General features: G+C 63.2%; 17 protein-coding genes. 7 read left to right on the top strand and 10 right to left on the bottom strand.

Annotation, left to right across the window (positions count from 1 at the left end; all coding sequences use genetic code 11):
• The first annotated feature begins 180 nt into the window (after positions 1-180).
• Entirely contained in the window at positions 181-1,224 is a 1,044-nt protein-coding gene (locus ACQCSU_RS21060) for a Mu transposase domain-containing protein (protein ID WP_426977318.1), read from the top strand.
• Positions 1,221-1,979 (top strand): IS21-like element helper ATPase IstB, encoded by a 759-nt coding sequence (gene istB / locus ACQCSU_RS21065; RefSeq protein WP_426977320.1) that lies wholly within the window; start codon positions 1,221-1,223, stop codon positions 1,977-1,979. The genes ACQCSU_RS21060 and istB (ACQCSU_RS21065) overlap by 4 nt, the downstream gene beginning before the upstream one ends.
• Before the next feature lie 462 nt (positions 1,980-2,441).
• On the opposite strand, the gene ACQCSU_RS21070 is transcribed toward istB (ACQCSU_RS21065), so the two are convergent.
• The 5 genes from ACQCSU_RS21070 to ACQCSU_RS21090 form a co-directional block, all read right to left on the bottom strand.
• Positions 2,442-3,491 carry a TDT family transporter gene (locus tag ACQCSU_RS21070; protein WP_426977321.1) on the bottom strand — a complete coding sequence of 350 codons (1,050 nt, stop codon included), beginning with the start codon at positions 3,489-3,491 and terminating at the stop codon, positions 2,442-2,444.
• Complete coding sequence (locus ACQCSU_RS21075) at positions 3,488-4,009, bottom strand: PaaI family thioesterase (protein ID WP_426977322.1); 522 nt, start codon at positions 4,007-4,009, stop codon at positions 3,488-3,490. Before ACQCSU_RS21075 ends, ACQCSU_RS21070 begins: the two co-directional genes overlap by 4 nt.
• Before the next feature lie 47 nt (positions 4,010-4,056).
• Positions 4,057-4,554, bottom strand: a complete 498-nt coding sequence (locus tag ACQCSU_RS21080; RefSeq protein WP_426977323.1) for a GNAT family N-acetyltransferase — start codon at positions 4,552-4,554, stop codon at positions 4,057-4,059.
• A gap of 131 nt (positions 4,555-4,685) precedes the next feature.
• Entirely contained in the window at positions 4,686-5,672 is a 987-nt protein-coding gene (locus ACQCSU_RS21085; protein WP_426977325.1) for an NmrA family NAD(P)-binding protein, read from the bottom strand.
• A gap of 233 nt (positions 5,673-5,905) precedes the next feature.
• A complete protein-coding gene (locus ACQCSU_RS21090) occupies positions 5,906-6,721 on the bottom strand; it encodes an oxidoreductase (protein WP_426977326.1) in 816 nt (271 codons plus the stop codon).
• Positions 6,722-6,956: 235 nt separating this feature from the next.
• On the opposite strand from ACQCSU_RS21090, the gene ACQCSU_RS21095 reads away from it, so the two are divergent.
• Positions 6,957-7,439 carry a TetR/AcrR family transcriptional regulator gene (locus ACQCSU_RS21095; protein ID WP_426977328.1) on the top strand — a complete coding sequence of 161 codons (483 nt, stop codon included), beginning with the start codon at positions 6,957-6,959 and terminating at the stop codon, positions 7,437-7,439.
• A gap of 234 nt (positions 7,440-7,673) precedes the next feature.
• Here the strand turns inward: ACQCSU_RS21095 and istB (ACQCSU_RS21100) are convergent, their stop codons facing one another.
• The 4 genes from istB (ACQCSU_RS21100) to istA (ACQCSU_RS21115) form a co-directional block, all read right to left on the bottom strand.
• Complete coding sequence (gene istB, locus ACQCSU_RS21100; protein ID WP_426977330.1) at positions 7,674-8,504, bottom strand: IS21-like element helper ATPase IstB; 831 nt, start codon at positions 8,502-8,504, stop codon at positions 7,674-7,676.
• Entirely contained in the window at positions 8,501-9,757 is a 1,257-nt protein-coding gene (istA, locus tag ACQCSU_RS21105; protein ID WP_426977332.1) for an IS21 family transposase, read from the bottom strand. The genes istB (ACQCSU_RS21100) and istA (ACQCSU_RS21105) overlap by 4 nt, the downstream gene beginning before the upstream one ends.
• Before the next feature lie 545 nt (positions 9,758-10,302).
• The gene (istB, locus tag ACQCSU_RS21110) at positions 10,303-11,082 is read right to left on the bottom strand and encodes an IS21-like element helper ATPase IstB (RefSeq protein WP_426977334.1); all 780 of its coding nucleotides are present in this window, start codon (positions 11,080-11,082) and stop codon (positions 10,303-10,305) included.
• Complete coding sequence (gene istA / locus ACQCSU_RS21115) at positions 11,079-12,599, bottom strand: IS21 family transposase (protein WP_426977335.1); 1,521 nt, start codon at positions 12,597-12,599, stop codon at positions 11,079-11,081. The genes istB (ACQCSU_RS21110) and istA (ACQCSU_RS21115) overlap by 4 nt, the downstream gene beginning before the upstream one ends.
• 820 nt (positions 12,600-13,419) lie before the next feature.
• Here istA (ACQCSU_RS21115) and ACQCSU_RS21120 point away from each other — a divergent pair.
• The 4 genes from ACQCSU_RS21120 to ACQCSU_RS21135 all read left to right on the top strand — a co-directional run bounded on the left by ACQCSU_RS21120 (position 13,420) and on the right by ACQCSU_RS21135 (position 16,027).
• The gene (locus ACQCSU_RS21120) at positions 13,420-14,670 is read left to right on the top strand and encodes an IS30 family transposase (protein WP_426979888.1); all 1,251 of its coding nucleotides are present in this window, start codon (positions 13,420-13,422) and stop codon (positions 14,668-14,670) included.
• A gap of 185 nt (positions 14,671-14,855) precedes the next feature.
• Entirely contained in the window at positions 14,856-14,996 is a 141-nt protein-coding gene (locus ACQCSU_RS21125; protein ID WP_426979889.1) for a GH32 C-terminal domain-containing protein, read from the top strand.
• On the top strand, positions 14,962-15,114 hold the full coding sequence (locus ACQCSU_RS21130; protein WP_426977336.1) for a GH32 C-terminal domain-containing protein: 153 nt from the start codon (positions 14,962-14,964) through the stop codon (positions 15,112-15,114). The genes ACQCSU_RS21125 and ACQCSU_RS21130 overlap by 35 nt, the downstream gene beginning before the upstream one ends.
• A 478-nt stretch (positions 15,115-15,592) precedes the next feature.
• Positions 15,593-16,027 (top strand): hypothetical protein, encoded by a 435-nt coding sequence (locus tag ACQCSU_RS21135; RefSeq protein ID WP_426977337.1) that lies wholly within the window; start codon positions 15,593-15,595, stop codon positions 16,025-16,027.
• Between the two features lie 387 nt (positions 16,028-16,414).
• Here ACQCSU_RS21135 and ACQCSU_RS21140 read toward each other — a convergent pair whose 3' ends face one another.
• Complete coding sequence (locus tag ACQCSU_RS21140; protein ID WP_426977338.1) at positions 16,415-17,809, bottom strand: MFS transporter; 1,395 nt, start codon at positions 17,807-17,809, stop codon at positions 16,415-16,417.
• Positions 17,810-17,860: the final 51 nt, after the last annotated feature.

The following is a 17,860-nucleotide window of genomic DNA, read 5'->3' on the forward strand; positions in this document are numbered from 1 at the left end:
GCGGAGATACGCCACCTGTTTTCGACGGGCAAGCACTCGAAGCGTGAGATCGGCAGGATCGTGGGGGTTTCCCGCGGTACGGTTGACCGGGCTTTGGAGTCGGATCGGGCGCCGAAGTATCAGCGGGCGGCTGGAGTGTCGAGTTTTGATGCGTTTGCTCTCAGGGTGCGGGAGTTGTTGGTGAAGACGCCGACGATGCCGGCCGCGACGCTGGCGGAGCGGGTGGGTTGGTCTGGTTCCGCGTCGCTGTTCCGGGCGAAGGTCGCCGTGATCCGGCCTGAATACGCGCCGCCTGACCCGGCCGACCGGCTGGTCCATGAGCCGGGGTTCCAGGTCCAGTGCGATCTCTGGTTCCCGCACGAGCCGCTGCCCGTCGGTGAGGGCCAGAACGACACGCCACCGGTGCAGGGGAATCCCTCGGCGTTCTCGGGCTTCATCCAGGCACGGATGCTGCCGTCGCGGACGACGCCGGACCTTCTGGGCGGAATGTGGACTCTGCTGCAGGACGCTCAGGCGGTCCCGTCCAGGCTGCTGTGGGACAACGAGTCCGGCATCGGCCGGCGCCGGCCCACGGAGCCGGTGGCCGCGTTCGCCGGGTCCCTGGGACTGGAGATCAAGCTGCTTCCGCCGCGGGATCCGGAGTCCAAGGGCATGGTCGAACGGATGAACAGGTTCTTCCGTCAACGCTTCATGCCGGGCCGGGACTTCCGCTCACCGGCGGATTTCAACGGCCAGCTGGAGGACTGGCTGCCCAAGGCCAATCACCGGTACTCGCGGTCCCGCCACGGCCGCCCTGACGAGCTGATCGTCCTGGACCGGGAGAGGATGCGGGAACTGCCGCCGGTGACCCCGGACGCGGTGTTCCGCAACGCGGTGCGGCTCCCGCGGGATTACTACGTGCGGGTGTTCTCCAACGACTATTCCGTGGACCCTTCGTTCATCGGGCGGATCGTTGATGTCACCGCTGATCTGGACACTGTCTGGGTCACTCATGAGGGTGTCATCATCGCCACCCATGTCCGGGCATGGGCCCGGCACCTGGTGGTGACCGATCCGGCCCATGTGGCCCGCGCGGCGGTGATGCGGCGGGACTTCCGGACCCAGCGGGTGCACCGCCCCGAACCCGAGGAAGCGGTGCAGGTGCGGGATCTGGCCGCCTACGACGAGATCTTCGGCATCGACCTCGGCCAGCAGCCGAACCTGGTCCTGGAGGTGGCCTCATGACCGGGACACCGTCACAGATCGAGTACTACGCCCGGGCCCTGCGTGCACCGCGGATCAGCGATGGGTTCCGCCGGCTCGGGGACCAGGCCCGGGACTCCGGCTGGTCCCATGAGGAGTACCTGGCCGCGGTCCTCTCCCGTGAAGTCTCCGAACGCGAAGCCTCCGGAGCGGCGACACGGATCAAGGCCGCACGGTTCCCGGCCCACAAGGACCTGGACGAGTTCAACTTCGACCATCAGCCCTCCGCGGACCGGAACCTCATCGCGCACCTGGGCACCGGGGTGTTCCTCTCCGAAGCCAAAAACGTGGTCCTCCTCGGGCCGCCCGGCACCGGCAAAACGCACCTCGCGGTCGGCATCGGCATCAAGGCAGCCAAGGCCGGGCAGCGGGTCCTCTTCGACTCCGCTACCGGCTGGGTCGCCCGCCTGCAGGAAGCTCACTCGCGCGGGAAACTCGCCCAGGAACTGGTCAAACTACGCCGCTACGGGCTCCTCATAATTGACGAGGTAGGCTACATCCCGTTCGATCAGGACGCCGCGAACCTGTTCTTCCAGCTCGTCTCGAGCCGCTACGAACACGCGTCCATGATCCTGACGTCCAACCTCCCGTTTGCCCGCTGGGGCGACGTATTCGGAGACCTGACCATCGCCTCGGCCATGATCGACCGGATCGTCCACCACGCCGAGGTCATCAGCCTCAAAGGCAACAGCTACCGGCTCAAAAAACACCAACCCGCCGCCAGTACGGCACAATAGAACCACAACCCCGTGGCCCCGTTTTCAATTGGCACTAATGGCCCTATTTTCGGTTGGCGTTAACACTCCAGGTCTGTCTCCGCCGAGACGCGGCTCCTCAATCGAGCCCACCAAGCCATGAGGATATCGAGCAGGGATGAACGCCACGTGCTGCGCCTCGTGATCCTCCCACCGGTAACCACCAGTTCTCAGGATGGTCTTCAACGAAACGGTGAGACTGGTCCTTCACTCACGGGTCACTCAATCCGACTATTCCCGATCATCTTTGGGGTAGCGCTCACCCAACAGGTCCGGGAGATTGTCATAGGTTCCTCGTGCCCGACGGGCAGCTGACACATCGAGTACGTGGCCGTTATCGAGGAGAGTCGCTGCAATGAAAATCGCATTGGATAGCTGTTTCAGCGTCATGTCTTCAACGGGCTTGACTCCAGGCATTTCCGTCGCTTGGTAGGGGATCGACTTCTAGGGGCCAACACTCGAAAGCGGGCTTCGGACCTGCTTTCCTGCAGCTGACTTTGGGGAAATGGCGGTGAGGGCGGTGCGCGCGGCAATGAACAGGGTAAAGGCTGTTGCGAGGCCGAGAACCGTCCAGGCATAAATTTCCCGGCCGGGGATATCGGTTGTCGCTAGCCAGCGGATGGCATAGTTCGAGGTGGCAGCAACAGGAAAAGTGAATACCCAAAACATTTGCGTGAAGGGAAGCCTGCGGTACTCGGGGAGGAGCATGACCTGCATCAGCGCCATGATCAACAGCACGCCTGTTAGGCCGAGCTGCACTCCCCCCACGGGTCCTGGATGTGACACCATCCAGGCGATATTGGCCGTTGCAGGCGCAGCCAGATATGCGGACAGTCCGATCTTGGCAGCTGGTGGCAGCTCGCCGCCCGTCATCAGGCGCACGGTGACGACGGTTCCCATGACCAGCCAGAAGAACGCGCCGATGCCAAACGCGGCCATGGCCGCACTATGGGCGTGGACGGTTGAGAATCCGATGCTGGCAACGAAGAATCCGGGCACGACGGGCAGCAAGTAGCCGGGATGGATGGATTGCATGGATACCCCGCCGGTGATCCAGTGAGCGAGGAGCTGGGCAGCGACGATGGCAAGGGCGGCAATGAAAGCCGTGCACAGCCAGGCGCCCCATGGCGGCAGATACTGGCTGTAGTGCGACGAAAGCAGGATCCCCACCAGCGGGATGAAGGATGCAAAGGGCCCCGCCAGTTCATGTCTCAGGTCGGCCCGGAATGCTCCTCTTCTGCGAAGGCCACGGAACACGTAGACGGCGGTCAGGACCAGCCACAGAGAGCTGGCTGCTCCGTAAAGAATTTCCTCCGGCCATACCGGGGATCCGAGAGAGCTCCTCGCGGCCGACCAGCCGCCGCCGAGACCGGCAAGCCCCAAGGGAATGCCGAAGCGGCTCAAAGCCGGCATTCCCGAAAGGCTGGCCGGGGACAAGGCGCGACCCTGAGATGTAGGCGTCAGCGCAACATCGGTACCGGTATCAGTCATCATGTCAGGGCGCCCGGTTGGTGGGTGAAGATGAGCAGCGTGCTCGTCGCGGTGGCGAGGAGCTCTCCGCTGGCGGTGCTGAGGCGGCCTTCGGTGAAGATCACGCGCGGGCCGGATTTCACAACTGACCCCTCTGCGCGAAGAGCACCCTTGTGGAGCGTGATGGGCCGCAGGTACTTGACCGCTAGGTCGATGGAGGTGTAGCCTATCCCTGCTTCCAGGGTACTGTGCGCTGCGCAGCCGAGCACCGTGTCGAGGAGCGTGCAGGCCAGGCCGCCGTGCACGTTTCCGAGGGGGTTGTAGTGCGCTTCTCCCGGCCAGCACTCGAACTCGACGTGTCCGTATTTCGCATCGACGAGATCGAAATTCATGAGGGAAGCGATCGGCGGCGGCGAAATGCTGCCGTCGCGGAGGCCGGAAAAGTAGTCCAGACCAGACAGTCGTGGCAGTTGTTCGAGCGCGATCGCTGGATCCCTCCAGGTGAAGGTTTCCGAGCGTTCCGCTGACGTGTTGGTTGACATAGGGGTTTCCTCCTTAGGTTCTCTGCGGGTCTTGCGGGTTCTGGGACTCAACCCTCAAGTTCCTTCTCGAAGCAGACTGACAAGGGTATGGCCGTGTTGTAGGGCGGATACACCGGTATTTGCTTGTAGCCGATCTTTCGGTAGAGGGCTTCTGCTTCTGGTTGTTTGCCACCGGTTTGAAGAATGACCCGCCTGGCGCCAGCCGCAGCGGCGATTTGCTCCAGTCCGGCCATGAGTTGAGTCGCGGCTCCGAGGCCACGCGCTGCGGGGTCAACGATGACACGCTTGACTTCCCACTCCCCGTCCAGCAGGCGAAGTGCCCCGTGCCCTATCGCGTGCCCGAAGGAGGTGACAACGAGGACATTCGCGACAAAGGTTTCGGCCGGGACGCTTAATGCAGACCTGGCGGCAGCCGGAAGGGTGGGCTCTTCCGCCGTGGCGTACCGGGCGAGGAGTTCTTTGTTCAGCAGATCCCGCAGTCGTGCAGCACGCGGATCTTCAAAACTAACTTCCTCCAGATTCAGAGCCAACTTCTCAGCCGACACGACACCCTCCTTCAGGTTAGCGTGGTCGCAATTCCTACTTTGATCATGAGTTTTCTGGGCGGAGCCGCTCTGCTCCCAGCCGCACTGGAGTCCCCAAGCCGGGGACTCCAGTGCTGCGTCGTCGAGGCCGCTCAGTGGCTCACAGATGCCATTTTCCGGATGCGGGGATGGTTCTTCAGCGCCCACCGCACGGTCTTTGGCGGGCGCCCGAGCAGGGTTTCCAGCTGTTCGCTGACTCCGGCGGCGCCGTAGCGTCCGCCGGCGACCAGTCGCGTCAGGGACTTCAGGTGCTCCGCAATGTGTGGATAGGCGCCCATGGCACTGTCCACGTATTGCTTGTTCCAGGTTTCTACATCTTCGGGAACGTAAGTGACCTGGCGTCCCAGCGCGGCCCCGTAGTCCGCAGCGAACTCGTGCATGTCCTTGAGTTCAGGACCGGTGAGCTCGTAGGACTTCGAGATGTGCGGTGCCGGGTCGAGGAGGATCTTCGCGCATAGTTCCGCCACGTCGTAACCGGCGATGGGCGCGAACCGCTGGGTACCGAAGGGCAGGCGCAGTTCGCCATTGCCCAGCGGCTCCAGCGCCAGCCAGGTCAGGATGGGGTTCTCTACGAAGATGGCCGCCCGCACGTTGACGGTCGGGATGCCGGACCAGTCCAGCACCTGCTCGGCGACCCAGTGGGCCCGATGCTGCGGTGACCAGTCGGTGACGAGTCCGCCGAGCCATTCACGCCGTTCTTCGACTGGTGCGGTCATCTTCTCGAACGGCATGAACCACTGCTCGTACTCGGAGATATTGACGAAGACTTCGATGTCGCCCTGTGCCCGCGCCGCCGCTGCCATCAGGCTGACGGCGTCGGTGTAGTACGGCGACAGGCTCATGCTGAAGTAGATGCGCCGGCAGCCCTTCAGTGCGGCGGTCACGTCGGCGATGTTCAGCAGGTCACCGACGAAGACCTCGGCCCCGGCCTGGCGGAGCGAGTCCGCGCGTTCGTCGTCCTGTCGCACGAACGCGCGCACCGGGTGCCCTTGTTCAATCAGCATGTTGACCATCGTCCTGCTCACACCGCCGATTTCGCCGGCTGCGCCGGTGATCAGGATGCGATTGCGCTCGGTCATTTGTGTCCTCTGTCTGGTTGTGGTTTGTCTGGGTTGGGTGGGTCAGATGTTCAGAGGGTCCAGGATGTACTTGGCGACCGTCGTGGGCTGCTGGAGGTGGAAGAAGTCCTCCCCGTGGGCGAAGGTGATGAGTAAGATGACAGGGTCCACAAAGACCCAGGGGCCCTGTCCCAGCCGAATGGTGCCGGAGAGCCGGGGTGGCTCATTAAAAAGGTTGCTGGGAAGCGCGTTAGTTAGCTGGGCAAGTGGTTCAGCTTGCGAATCTGGCTGTCGAAGGCCGATGCAGGGACGTAGCGTCGGAGCATGCTGACCTGCCGGACGCGGGAGCCGGCGGCATAGCGGAGCTTGGGCTTGGAATCCTGAGCGGCGGCAACCACTGCGTCGGCAACCACTGATGCTGGATGGCCTTCCTTCATGGCGCCAGCCATGTACTCGGTAAAGATCGCCCGCTGTTTGGCGTAAGTGTCCATGGGCTTGTCGGCCTGCAGGTTGTTGGCTTCAAAATCGGTGTCGGTCCAGGCCGGCTCCACCAGGACTGCGCGGACACCGTGCTCCCGGAGTTCGTGGTCAAGGGATTCCGTGTACCCCTCGATCGCGTGCTTTGAGGCAGAGTATGTGGCCATGTACGGCTGCGGAATGAAGCCGACGATCGAGGAAAGATTCACGATGCGCCCCGATTTCCGGGCGCGCATGTGGGGCAGAACCGCCTTGGTCATCCGCATGACGCCGAACACATTGATGTCGAACACGCGGCGATCCTGGTCAAGCGAGCTTTCTTCGGCTGCCCCCGAGGACCCGATGCCCGCGTTGTTGACCAAGACATCGATCTTTCCGAAACGGTTGATGACCTCTTGGACTGCAGCTGCAACGGAGTCGTCACTGGTGACGTCTAGGTCAGCGAATGTCACTCCGGGGACGGGCGTGACGCCTGCCGAGGCGCGGCTGGTCCCGACAACCTCGTATCCCGCTTCCGCCAGGGCGGCAGCTGCCGCCTTCCCGATTCCTGAAGATGCACCCGTAACGAGGGCTACCTGCCGTGCTGTTGTCATCGCCTGCTCCTGCTGCTGGTTGGTGAAAGTTATCACTAGTGTAGCTATTATTAAATGAACTGCAACAGTTCTGTTCTAGTTGCTCGGTTAGGTGCGGCTTGACGGTAGCGGTTACGATGGACAGAGGAAGATCGGAGGAACTGTGGCGAGACCCCTAAGGGCTGACGCAGAGAGAAGTGTGCGGGCAATTCTGGAAGCAGCAGAACAAGTGCTGAGCCATGATTCAGGCGCTTCCATGGAGCAGATCGGCGACGCTGCCGGGGTGGCCAGGACCACGGTTCATCGCCGCTTCGCCAACCGCCAGACCCTCATCGACGCCTTGGCGATCTCGGCCATACAACAGCTGGCCGAAGCCATCGAAGAGGGCAGGCCAGATACAGCCCCACCTTTGGTGGCGCTGTACCGGGTAACCGCCAACGTCTTGAAGACCAAGAACGCCTGGAAATTCACCCTCGGCAATCCCACGGCAGACACCAGCGCCGCCGCGTCAATCTGGGAGAGGATCAACACGCGCTGCATGGATCTGCTCACCAGGGCACGGCGAGAGGGTCTACTGGACGCGGCCGCAGACCTGGAGTGGACCCGCCAGGTCTACTACGCCCTCATGAGCGAGGCCTTGCAGCGGCCCACCCCAGGATCAGAAGACGCCGACACCGATGCCCTGGCTGAGCTGGTCGTTGACACCCTGCTCCACGGTGCCGGGCGGCGGACCCAATGACGACCAGGTCCTCCTCCCATACTTACCGTCGGCAGGGGAAGGTGCCGCAACGTATGGAATTCCAACGTCTCCTAAGGCAAATGGTCATCGTTTGGCGGAAGACAGCTTTGGAAGCCACCCCCACCTGATCCGTTTTCTGCAGTGACCCTTATCAGTGTCAATGCTTGGCTAAAATTGACCCCTTTTTGCTGTTCTAAAATTGACCCCTTGACGGGGCCAGGGTCTGTAGTTTTGTTAGTCCTTGATGGTTGTACTGGCGAGCTGATCGCGCCGGTTCTTAGTCCGGTAGGAGTCCCCTTTCAGGGGCACGACCTCGGCGTGATGGACAAGGCGGTCAATCATCGCGGCGGCGATGATGTCGTCATTGAAAACCTCTCCCCACCGGGAAAACGTCATATTCGAGGTCAGAATCAGGGACGCATGCTCATAGCGGGAAGAGACAAGCTGGAAGAACAGATTCGCGGCATCGGCGTCGAACGGGATGTAACCTACTTCGTCGATTATGAGTAGCGGGTAGCGGGCGAGCCTGGCCAGTTCGGTCGGGAGTTCACCCTTGGCGTGAGCCTGCTGCAGTCGGCTGATCCAGCCTGCGGCCGTATCGAAAAGCACCCGGTGCCCGGCGTGGGCGGCCTTGATGCCGAGCCCGATGGCCAGGTGTGTTTTCCCGGTTCCCGGCGGCCCTAGCAAGATCACGTTCTCCGCCGCATCGATGAAGGACGTGGTGCCCAGATGGGCTATCGTCTGCCTGGCCAGTCCAACGTTGTGGGTGTAGTCATACTCCTCCAGGGACTTCCGTGCGGGGAAATGCGCGGCGTTGATCCGCAGCTGGGTGCCGTTGGCCGCCCGGGCACTGACCTGGCGGTCCAGCACGGCGGCCAGGTACTCCTCGTAGGCCCAGCCTTCCGCCCTGGCACGTTCGGCGAGACGTTCATAGACCTCCGCGACCACCGGCGCCCGCAGCGCCCTGGCCAGGTACGCCAACTGCGCCGATGGCTTGACGGCTCCCGCAGTTCCTGGGCCCGGCTGTCCGGCCGCCGGGGCGGACAGTTCGGCAGTGGTCGTCATGACAGCGCCGGAACGCTCGAAGCGGCGCCGGTGCGGTGGCTGAAATCTATCCCGTAGAGCGCGTCGTAGTCCGGCAGTGCCCGGGCGCTGACATCGGTGGGCGGCGGGGCAGGACGGGCGTGGTTCGCCTTCCAGTACTCGGTGCGCAGCCTGCCCGCCGATTCCTTATGGGCCGGGTCCGTGATGGTCTGATGCACCGCCCAGGACCGCGGATGATCCGCCACCAGCCGGCCCTCGAGGCGGACCTGGATCCGCTCCAGCGTCCCGGCGACATCGACCATCCGTCCGACCGCCACCGGGTCAACGGAGTAATCGTTGGCGTGGACCCGGACGTAGTAATCCCGCGGCAGCCGCACGCGGTCGGCAAACCCCAGATGAGGTGCAACCGGAGGCAGGACGGCCATGGCCAACCGGTCCGCGGGCAGCCGGTCAACGGGCCTGGCCCCTGTCCGGCGCACCAGCCGGGAATTGGCCCCGGGTAGCCAGGCACCGAGCTGGGTGTTGAAGTCCGCCGGGGAGGCAAAGGCACGCCCGGGCATGAACGAGGTCTCGTAAAAGTTGTTGCCGCGCTCAACGATGCCTTTATGTTCGGGCTCCCGCACGGCGACCTGGTAGATCCTGGTCCCCAGGATCCCGGCGAAGGACCGGGCCGGTTCGGTGAGTTTGTTCCTCCGTCCGATACCGCTCTCGCTGTCCCATACAAGTTCCTTGGGCACGCCGCCGAAAACACTCAACAGTGCCCACATTCCGCAGAGCAGATCAACGGTCTGCCGGGACGGGATCATCATCGCCGCGAGCATCCGGGAGAACCCGAGCACCATCACCAGTACCGGTGGCGTTCCTGTCTGCCCCGCACCAAGGGGAATCACTGCCGGCGGGAACCACAGATCACACTGCACCCGTTCCCCGGCCACGTACTCGGTCCGGTCAGTCGGATCGACACCACGGTACTCCGGCCTAAGCAACGCGACCTTCGCGCGCAGAATCGCTGATGAATGTTCCCATCCGATGCGTTCAGCGATCACCGTCGCCGGCATCGTCGGCACGTCCTTGAGCAACGCCCTGATCCGCGGTTCCGCCGCGTCCGTCAGGGAACCCCTGCCCGGCCGTTCATAGCGTGGAGGCGTAGCGGCCGCCAACGCCGCCCGGACCGTGTTCCTCGCCAAACCCAGCCGACGCGCGATGGTCTTGATCCCCAGATGCTCGCTGCGGTGCAGCCGCCGGATCTCTGCCCAATCTTCCATGATGATCATCCTCAATCCAACCCCGGAGGGGTCAAGATTCAAACGGCGCTATGGGGTCAGTTTTCACTAAGCAGCGACAATCAGATAAGTGCGCCTGTGATCACTTCATAAAGTCCCTTCCTTGTTCGATTCACCATTAATTCCCTCTTGCACGAGTCGGTGACACGACATGATCGGGAAGTCGCGGCTCAGGGTCCCGTCGGCGCGTTGAGGGTTGTCCTGAGCAGGCGGGATTTGGCGACCCGTCGGAGGTCGTATACCGGCGCTTGGCGGGATCCCCTGGGTAGCCACGACCCTACAACGGCCGCGCGGAACTTCGTTCGGTAACGAGATCAGGACAGCAGCCAAAACGTCGAAGACCAGAAACAGGGCAAGGGGCAGTTTCCAACCAACACGTTCCGGCTTGGCACCCCCGCCCTACTGTCAATGGCCAATAGTTTGTGCCCACGGGCGGCCAGCAGAAATGCCCGCTGGTGGCCATGAAAACTGCCCGCTCATGGCCATGAGATCTGCCCACCGGGTAGTCGGCGGCGTTGGCCATGTTCGGGACTTGTTTAGCTCATTGGCGTGACTCCTTTTCCGGCCAGGGCCTGGCTGAGGCGGATCGATTCCCCTGAGGTTTGGCAGACGTGCGCGTGGTGCAGCAGCCGGTCGACGGTCGCCGTGGCGAGGGTTTTGGGCATGAGCTCGTCAAAGCCGGCGGGATGCAAATTTGAGGAAACCGCGATGGACCGTTTCTCATAGGCGGCGTCGACGAGGCGATAGAGGCCCTCGGCCGCGTCCGTTCCGACCGGCAACAGCCCGATATCATCGACCACAATCAAATCCGCGCGCAGGATCCTGGCGACCACTTTGGTGACGCTGTCATCGGAGCGGTGCGCGCGCATCAGCGCGCCGAGATCTTCAAGGCGGAACCATGCCACCCGCATGCCGGCCTCGACGGCCTGCTGGCCGAGAGCCTCAAGGAAGAACGTCTTGCCCGTGCCGGAGGGGCCGCAGATCACGACGTTCTCCTTCCGCCCGATCCATTCCAGCGTCCGCAGCGCCTGCTGAGTCGGTGTGGGGATCGAGGAGGCGGCCGGGTCCCAGGTGTCGAAGGTCTTCCCGGTCGGGAAGCCCGCGGCCTTGCGTCTGGTGGCGAGCATGGACCGGGACCGGCCGGTGACTTCCTCGACGAAGAGGGCTTTGATGACCTCGGCCGGTTCCCAGCGCTGGGCTCGGGCGGTCGCGATGAGTTCCGGCGCCAGCGCCCGTGCATGGGGCATCTTCAGCTGCCGCATCAATGCCTCGAGCTCCGCCGGCAGTACGGGTGCGCCGGCCGGGACCGGGCTCATGCGCTTTCCTCCAGCGTGCCGACGGAACTGGCCGTAACGGGTGGGCGGCCGATGGCCGCCCACCCGGCGGTGCCTTGGGTCAGGGACCGGGTTTCCCCTGCGGCATGGGTGGCGGTGCGGGTGGGGGCGGCGTTCAGGATCGAGGCCAGGTCCTTGTTCGCGAAGCGGCCATGGATGGCTGCAGTTCCCAACGCGTGATCGACTTCTGCCTGCCCTGCGATCTTGGCCAGGGCGACGGCTTCGGCCATCTTCACGTTCATCCGCGCCGTTCCCGCCGCTGCGGCCTCGAGCAGCCAGGTGCGGGCGCCGTCCCCGATTGCGAGGAACTCCGCCTCCGCGGCCGTCCTGGCTTTCGCCGTGTAGTCACCCGGGATCTTGGGCCGGTGGTCAGGGAAGTGGGCGTCGTTGATCGCCGGGCTGCCGGGCCGGGCGCGCAGGTGCCGGGCGACTTCCACCGGGCCCTGGCTGCCGTGGTGGACCACGATGACCTGCTCGTCGGGTCCGGCGCCGTGGGATCGGACGAATACCCGCGCGCCGAGCAAATGTGCCGGGACGGAGTACTGGCCGTTTTCGAACGTGACCACCGGCGTGTTCTCCGGGACGCTGCGGGAGAGCCCGAACGCAACCGTGTGCGCGGTATCCGGGATCCGATGCAAGCGCGGTGCCTCCTCGGCCAGCATCACCGCGGGTTTCCGGCGGATGGCCCGGTGCTCCCGGTGGTTGACCTCGTCCATGAACGCCTGGCAGGCCGCTTCGATCTGGGCGAAGGAAGCGTATTCGGCACGCAGGTTGGTGTCCTTGGGCACGATGTCGGCCTTGGCGAGCTTCACCGAGGACTCCACGCCGCCCTTGGACGCCGGATCCGCCGGCTGACAGGTCAACACCGTCACGCCGTAGTGGCGGGCGAAGTCGACCGTCTGCTGGTTGCGCACCGGGACCCCGGCGACATGGGAAACCGTCACGGTCTTCTCGTTATCCGTCAGGACATAGGTCGGGGCGCCGCCCAGGACCCGGAAGGTGCGGTCCAGCGCCGCGAACACACTTGGCGCCGTCCGGTCCCGCAGCGCGATGACGATCCTGAAGCGGGACCATGCCAGCCAGGCCACGAACAGCACGGTCTTCTTCCCGTCGATCACGGGGCCGTCGCCGAAGTCGTACTGAAGCCACATGCCCGGTTCCGTGATCCACGGCCGGTGCACCCGGTCATGGCCGAGACGCCAGGCGGCGCGCACCTGGGCGACGGCCCGGCGGGTCGAGCGTTCCGAGCCCGCATAGCCGAGGGCCCGGAGTTTCTCGTGGGCTTTGTCGGCGCGGATCTTGCCCTTGGAGGCCTCAATCCATTCCTCAATCTTGGGCAGGAACGCATCGGTGACCCGGCCCCGGTAGGCCGGCTCGGCGATCGGCTGGCCGGCGTCCCGGGCAGCGACGTGCCGGCCAACGGTGTGGTGCGAACAACCGGTGAGTTCCGCGGCAGCACGCAACGATCCGGTCAGATCGTACGCAGCAAGTATTTCCATGATTCTCCGTCAAACTTCATTAGGGCCTCTTCCCGGGCGACTTTGGTGCGACTAGACACCGTCATCAAACCCCGGGAAGAGGCTCCCGCCGCTTAAGCAGCAGGGTCAGTAAGGAAGTGGGCAGATCTCATGGCCGCCGGCGGGCAGTTTTGCTGGCCGTCAGGCGAGTTCTAGCGATCGTTGCAACACCCCCGAATAATCGGGAGTTGCAACACCCATGGAATCACCATCAAAAAATAGTTCTTCCTTAAAGAAAAAATCTTCTTCAACGGAGAAATCCGCGCCTTTGGCTGGGGCTGCCGTGAAGCGTCCGCAGCAGTCCCATACCCGTGCCCAACGACAGGATTTCCTGGCAGCCGTGGCGCGCCTGGGAACTGTCGCCGCGGCGGCCAAGGAACTCGGCATCAACAGGAGCACCTGCCAGAAGTGGGCGAACGCTGCCGGGATCAGGCGCAAGCGCCAGTACACCCAAGCCGACAAGGAACAGTTCCATGCCGCCCTTGATCGGACCGGCAGCATCGTGTCGACAGCCTGGGAACTGGGGCTGAATATCGGCACCGCGCACAACTGGGCCGGCAGGGTCAATCCTGCTGGGAGAAAACCACGGGCGACGAGAATTGTGAAGACTGATCCGCCGCAACGCTATTCACCGGCGGTGATTGAGGGGTTCCTGAGCGTGCTGCGCGAAATCGGAAGCGTCAGGGCGGCAGCGGAGCAGCTGGGCCTGAACCGCTCCACCTGCTCGAACTGGGCGATCGATGCCGGCCTGGCCTCAACCTGTCTGCGACGCCCATCGGCGAAACAGATTCACTACCTGCGCCTGCGCCAAGAAGGAGCCGGCCGGAGGGACGCCGCCCTCGCCGTTGGTGCCAGCAAACAGAGCTCCTACGTGTGGGACCGGCAACAGGCTGCAAAGGACACGGCCGCGGCCGAAGGCCATGCCGTGGATCTGCCGTATATACAGGAAGTGAGAACTACATTCGCGGAACCTTCGGCTCCTGCAGCGGCGCCGGAGCTGCCAGCCTCAGTGACGGCGCCAGTACCCGCTGTGGTGGCGTTGGAAGCTCTGGAGCAGTCCGTCAGCGCCCGCTACCTGTCCCTGTCAGAGCGGGAGAGGATCGCGGACCTGCGATCCCACGGAACCTCAATGCAGGCGATCGGCAGGGCACTGGGCCGGTCCGTGGGCACCATCAGCCGGGAGATCAAGCGCAACAGCCACCCGGTGCTGGGTTACCGGCCCTACGGTGCTCACCGGGCTGCCACCGCGGCCCGCGCACGGCCCAAGGACAGTAAGCTGGCAGAATCCGGGGAACTGCACGACTACGTGAAGACCAAGCTCCTCACACGCTGGTCCCCGCAACAGATTTCGAAGCTGCTGATCAAGGAATTCCCCGATGACGAGCAGATGCGCGTGAGCCACGAAACGATCTACCAGGCCCTCTACTTTCAGGCCCGCGGTGGACTCAAGCGCGAGGTCAAAGAGGCCCTGCGCAGCGGGCGGACACGCCGCAAGCAGCACAGGAATCCCGAAGAACGCACCAGCCGTTTCCGGGACCCGATGATCAACATTTCCGAACGCCCCCCAGAGGTCGAAGACCGCGCCGTCCCCGGCCATTGGGAGGGGGATTTAGTGACCGGAGCTTACAACCAGTCGGCGATCGCAACGCTGGTGGAACGCACCACGCGCTACGTGATGTTGGTGCACCTGCCGGTGGACCATACCGCCGAATCGGTCCGCGACGGGCTGATCAAGACTATGTCCACCCTGCCGGCGCACCTGCGCGGATCCCTGACCTGGGACCAAGGCGCCGAAATGGCCAAGCACAAGGCCTTCAGCATCGCCACCGACATGGACGTCTACTTCTGCGACCCCGCCAGTCCCTGGCAACGCGGATCCAACGAGAACACGAACGGGCTGCTGCGCCAGTACTTCCCGAAAGGCACCGACCTGAACGCCTACGGGCCGGAGGACCTCGAGCACGTCGCCCAGGAACTCAACGCCCGACCACGCAAAACACTCGACTGGGACACCCCAGCCGAGCGTCTACGTGATTTACTGATAGCCAGCTAAGCACGGGTGTTGCAACGACCCCTGGAATTCAAGTCAGTGGGCAGTTCCGTGGCCGCCTATGGGCAGTTTTTCATGGCCGCTAACACCCTACCTTGACATCGGCGACATGACTTTGGCCGGCTTGCACCGCGTGTCTTTTTCGACCCTACGACTGACGCTACTCGCTCACCAGCTCACGGAAGAAGCTGGACTGCAGAAACTCCGGAAACACCGACTTCCACAAGGAGTTCCCCTCCATCGAGTCGCCCGCAGTGGACCTTGAGAACGGAGTCATCAAGCTGCGCATGGTCATTGACCACTGCTCGGTGGAGGGTTTTCGCCCATGACGGCAAGGCGGTCCTGACCGATCTGGTATTCCCCGGCCCAGGAAACCTGGCGACTTCGGTATACGCCGATGGCGGTTCTGCGACGATCCTGAGCCTCTCTGTTGCCGCTGTCAGATAAGGATCACCCAGTCGCGGATGTTGACGGGCTGTACGATGACGCGGTAGCGGCCGTCACCGTGAAGAGGGATCGACGCAATGCTGGCATCCCGGAGGATCAGGGTTCTTGGAAAGTTCCCTCGTCGGTGCTGAACGCTCCTACGTGTTGAGCGTGATCCCGGCGAAGTCAGGTCCGCGTGCGGTAATTGCCTGCTCTGCTGGCAGTCGTTCCATGGATCACGCACCAAAGAACCCGGCAATGCCTGTTGTGGTCCTGAGGACATGGGCCGCGTCCTCAGGATGGGCGATGGGTCCGCCGTGGCATAGGGACGATGACTCCTGGATTGACTGCAACGGCGGCCTCGCGGATGCCCTGTATCCGGAGGGTGGCCTGGGAGATACCCTAGTAGCGGCACGGACTCAGTGTATTGCTTATAGAAACCCCGAACGGCGCCACGGGTTGAGGCCTCGAGCTTCGAGCAAAGCTTAGGCCCGTCATCATGGCCAGCTTTGGGAGGCCGATTGAAGGCAGGACGGCCCAGCGTCTGGTGGCAGGGATGGTGGAACGGGCTCGGGAATACAACGCCGACGCGGGCAAGCCGCTGTACGTGGAACGACTCAGACTATTCGGAAGTTGTTTGATTCCGGCTATCGACCCGCCCGGCGACTTAGAACTGACTTTCGGCCTGCGCATCCCGGATCAAGCGCTAATCCGCGCCTACACGCAGTCGAGTCATTCCGCTCATTCATGGCTGGAGTTACCTGGCCGGAAACCAGAGCTCATCCAGATCCTCAGAAACCGGTCCGCGGCCATCAACATCACGCTTGAGAACATCGACCACGTCACTGACTGTTCCCGCGCCGTCTATGACATCCAGGACGAGGCCGGCGCGGTTCCGCCGCCAGGCACGATTGCCAACCAACCATCGCCGTAAACACCCGCCAGCCGAGGGCTACACAAAAGCAGCGGGCTGGCCCACATCAAGAATTGGCGAAACTCCGGTCAAATAGCAGTTGACCGAAGTTTCATTCCATTGTTGCCGCTCGAATCTTGAGGCCCGCTGAGAACCCCCGACCCCGACGGGTCCACCCGTGGCGGCGTTGGCATTACCAGCCATTCCCGTCGCAACCCAGCAAGAAGTCTGACAATCGAGCACTTCTTCCAACCACCTCGACATGACGCCGATAACCGGACGTTCCGTCAAGCTGAGGTCCCCTCCGCGGCGTAGCGGTGCTGCCCGTCCTGCTCCGCGGTCGGGCTTGAAAGAATTCTCGCATGGAACAGCCTGGGGCCAAGATTGTGGGCGGGTCCGAGTGGATCCTCAGGATTCGTGCGGAAATAGTCGGCAGCGCTCCCCGGATATGGCGACCTTCTCAAGGCGGGTGCGGGGATCGCCTTCCCTGCAGGAGGACGCTTCATGCAGCCCAAGTCCCCGGGTTTCCGGTGCCATGCGCAGGCTGACAAGGAACCCAACCAATGTGACGCCGGCGGCGATTAGCATGGTTGGGCCGATGCCCAGTTCGGTCAGGGAGAGTGGAACGAGGTATGTTCCTGCCGCTGCGCCAATCCGGCTCAGGGAGGATGCGAGTCCAACGGCGGTGCCGCGTATCTCAGTGGGGAAGAGTTCGTTGGGGTAGACCCATTGCAGGATCTGGGTTCCGCCGATGAGGAGCGCGTACGCGGCGAAGAGGATCATAGTCACGATGGGGGATGACTGGGGAAAGTGGCCCAGTCCCAGAAGGGCAAGGCCGGACCACAGGAAGCTGTGGAGGATCACCTTTCTGCGGCCGAGGCGGTTGATCAGCAGGACGAACACCAACGTCCCCAGCAGGAAGAGGATCGTGATGAACGCGGATCCGACGTTGGCCATGGATGCGCCAAGTCCGAGCGCGTCGAGGATCCTGGGGGCGAAGGCGTAGATCGCGAACAGCGGAATGATGGAACAGGTCCAGAAAACGGAAATGAAGAAGATACGCCCACCGTACCCGGACCGGAACAGGACGCTGGCATTCACGTGCTCGCCCGGGACCGCGCCGAAGCTTTCCAGTCTCACGCCTTCACCGAAGACCTTGGCCACGACGGCTTTCGCTTCCTTCAAACGGCCCTTATTAGCCAGCCATCGGGGAGACTCCGGAGTGCCATGCCGGAGGATGAGGAAAACCACGGCTGGCAGGGTGGCGCTTGCCAGCATCCATCGCCACCCATCAGGTCCCGCCTGCAGAAGCAACTCGCCTACGATGTAGGCAGCTGCAGCGCCCACAAACCACATGACGATCAGGCCACCCACCAGTGGTCCCCTGTATTTTCTTGGAGTGAACTCCACCAGCAGCGAGGTTGCGATCGGATAATCGGCGCCCACCGCGATGCCAATCAGGAGCCGGAGCACGAACAGCCAGATAGCTTCCTGAACCCAAAACTGAAGAGCCGAGCACAGGACGATCGCGGCGAGGTCGAGCGTGTAGAGGGTTTGTCGTCCGAACTTATCGGTCAGCCATCCGCCGAGGAATCCGCCAATGAAGATTCCTACGAGCGCGGAGGCGCCGATGAGGCCTTCCCAGTAGAGCGTCAGCTCCAGTTGTGGAGCCGCTTGAACCAGTGCAATTCCGATGATGCTCAGGACGTAGCCATCAAGAAAGGGACCGCCGGCTGAATAGACGGCCAGCCGTTTATGGAAACGGTTGAGGGGAAGGTCCTCTACGTTTATTGATGGTGACATCACCTTGAGTGTCCTCCAAAAGACCAATCCTGACGAGATCGCTCCGGGGGA

This window comes from Pseudarthrobacter sp. O4 (assembly GCF_050157025.1).
GTDB lineage: Bacteria > Actinomycetota > Actinomycetes > Actinomycetales > Micrococcaceae > Arthrobacter.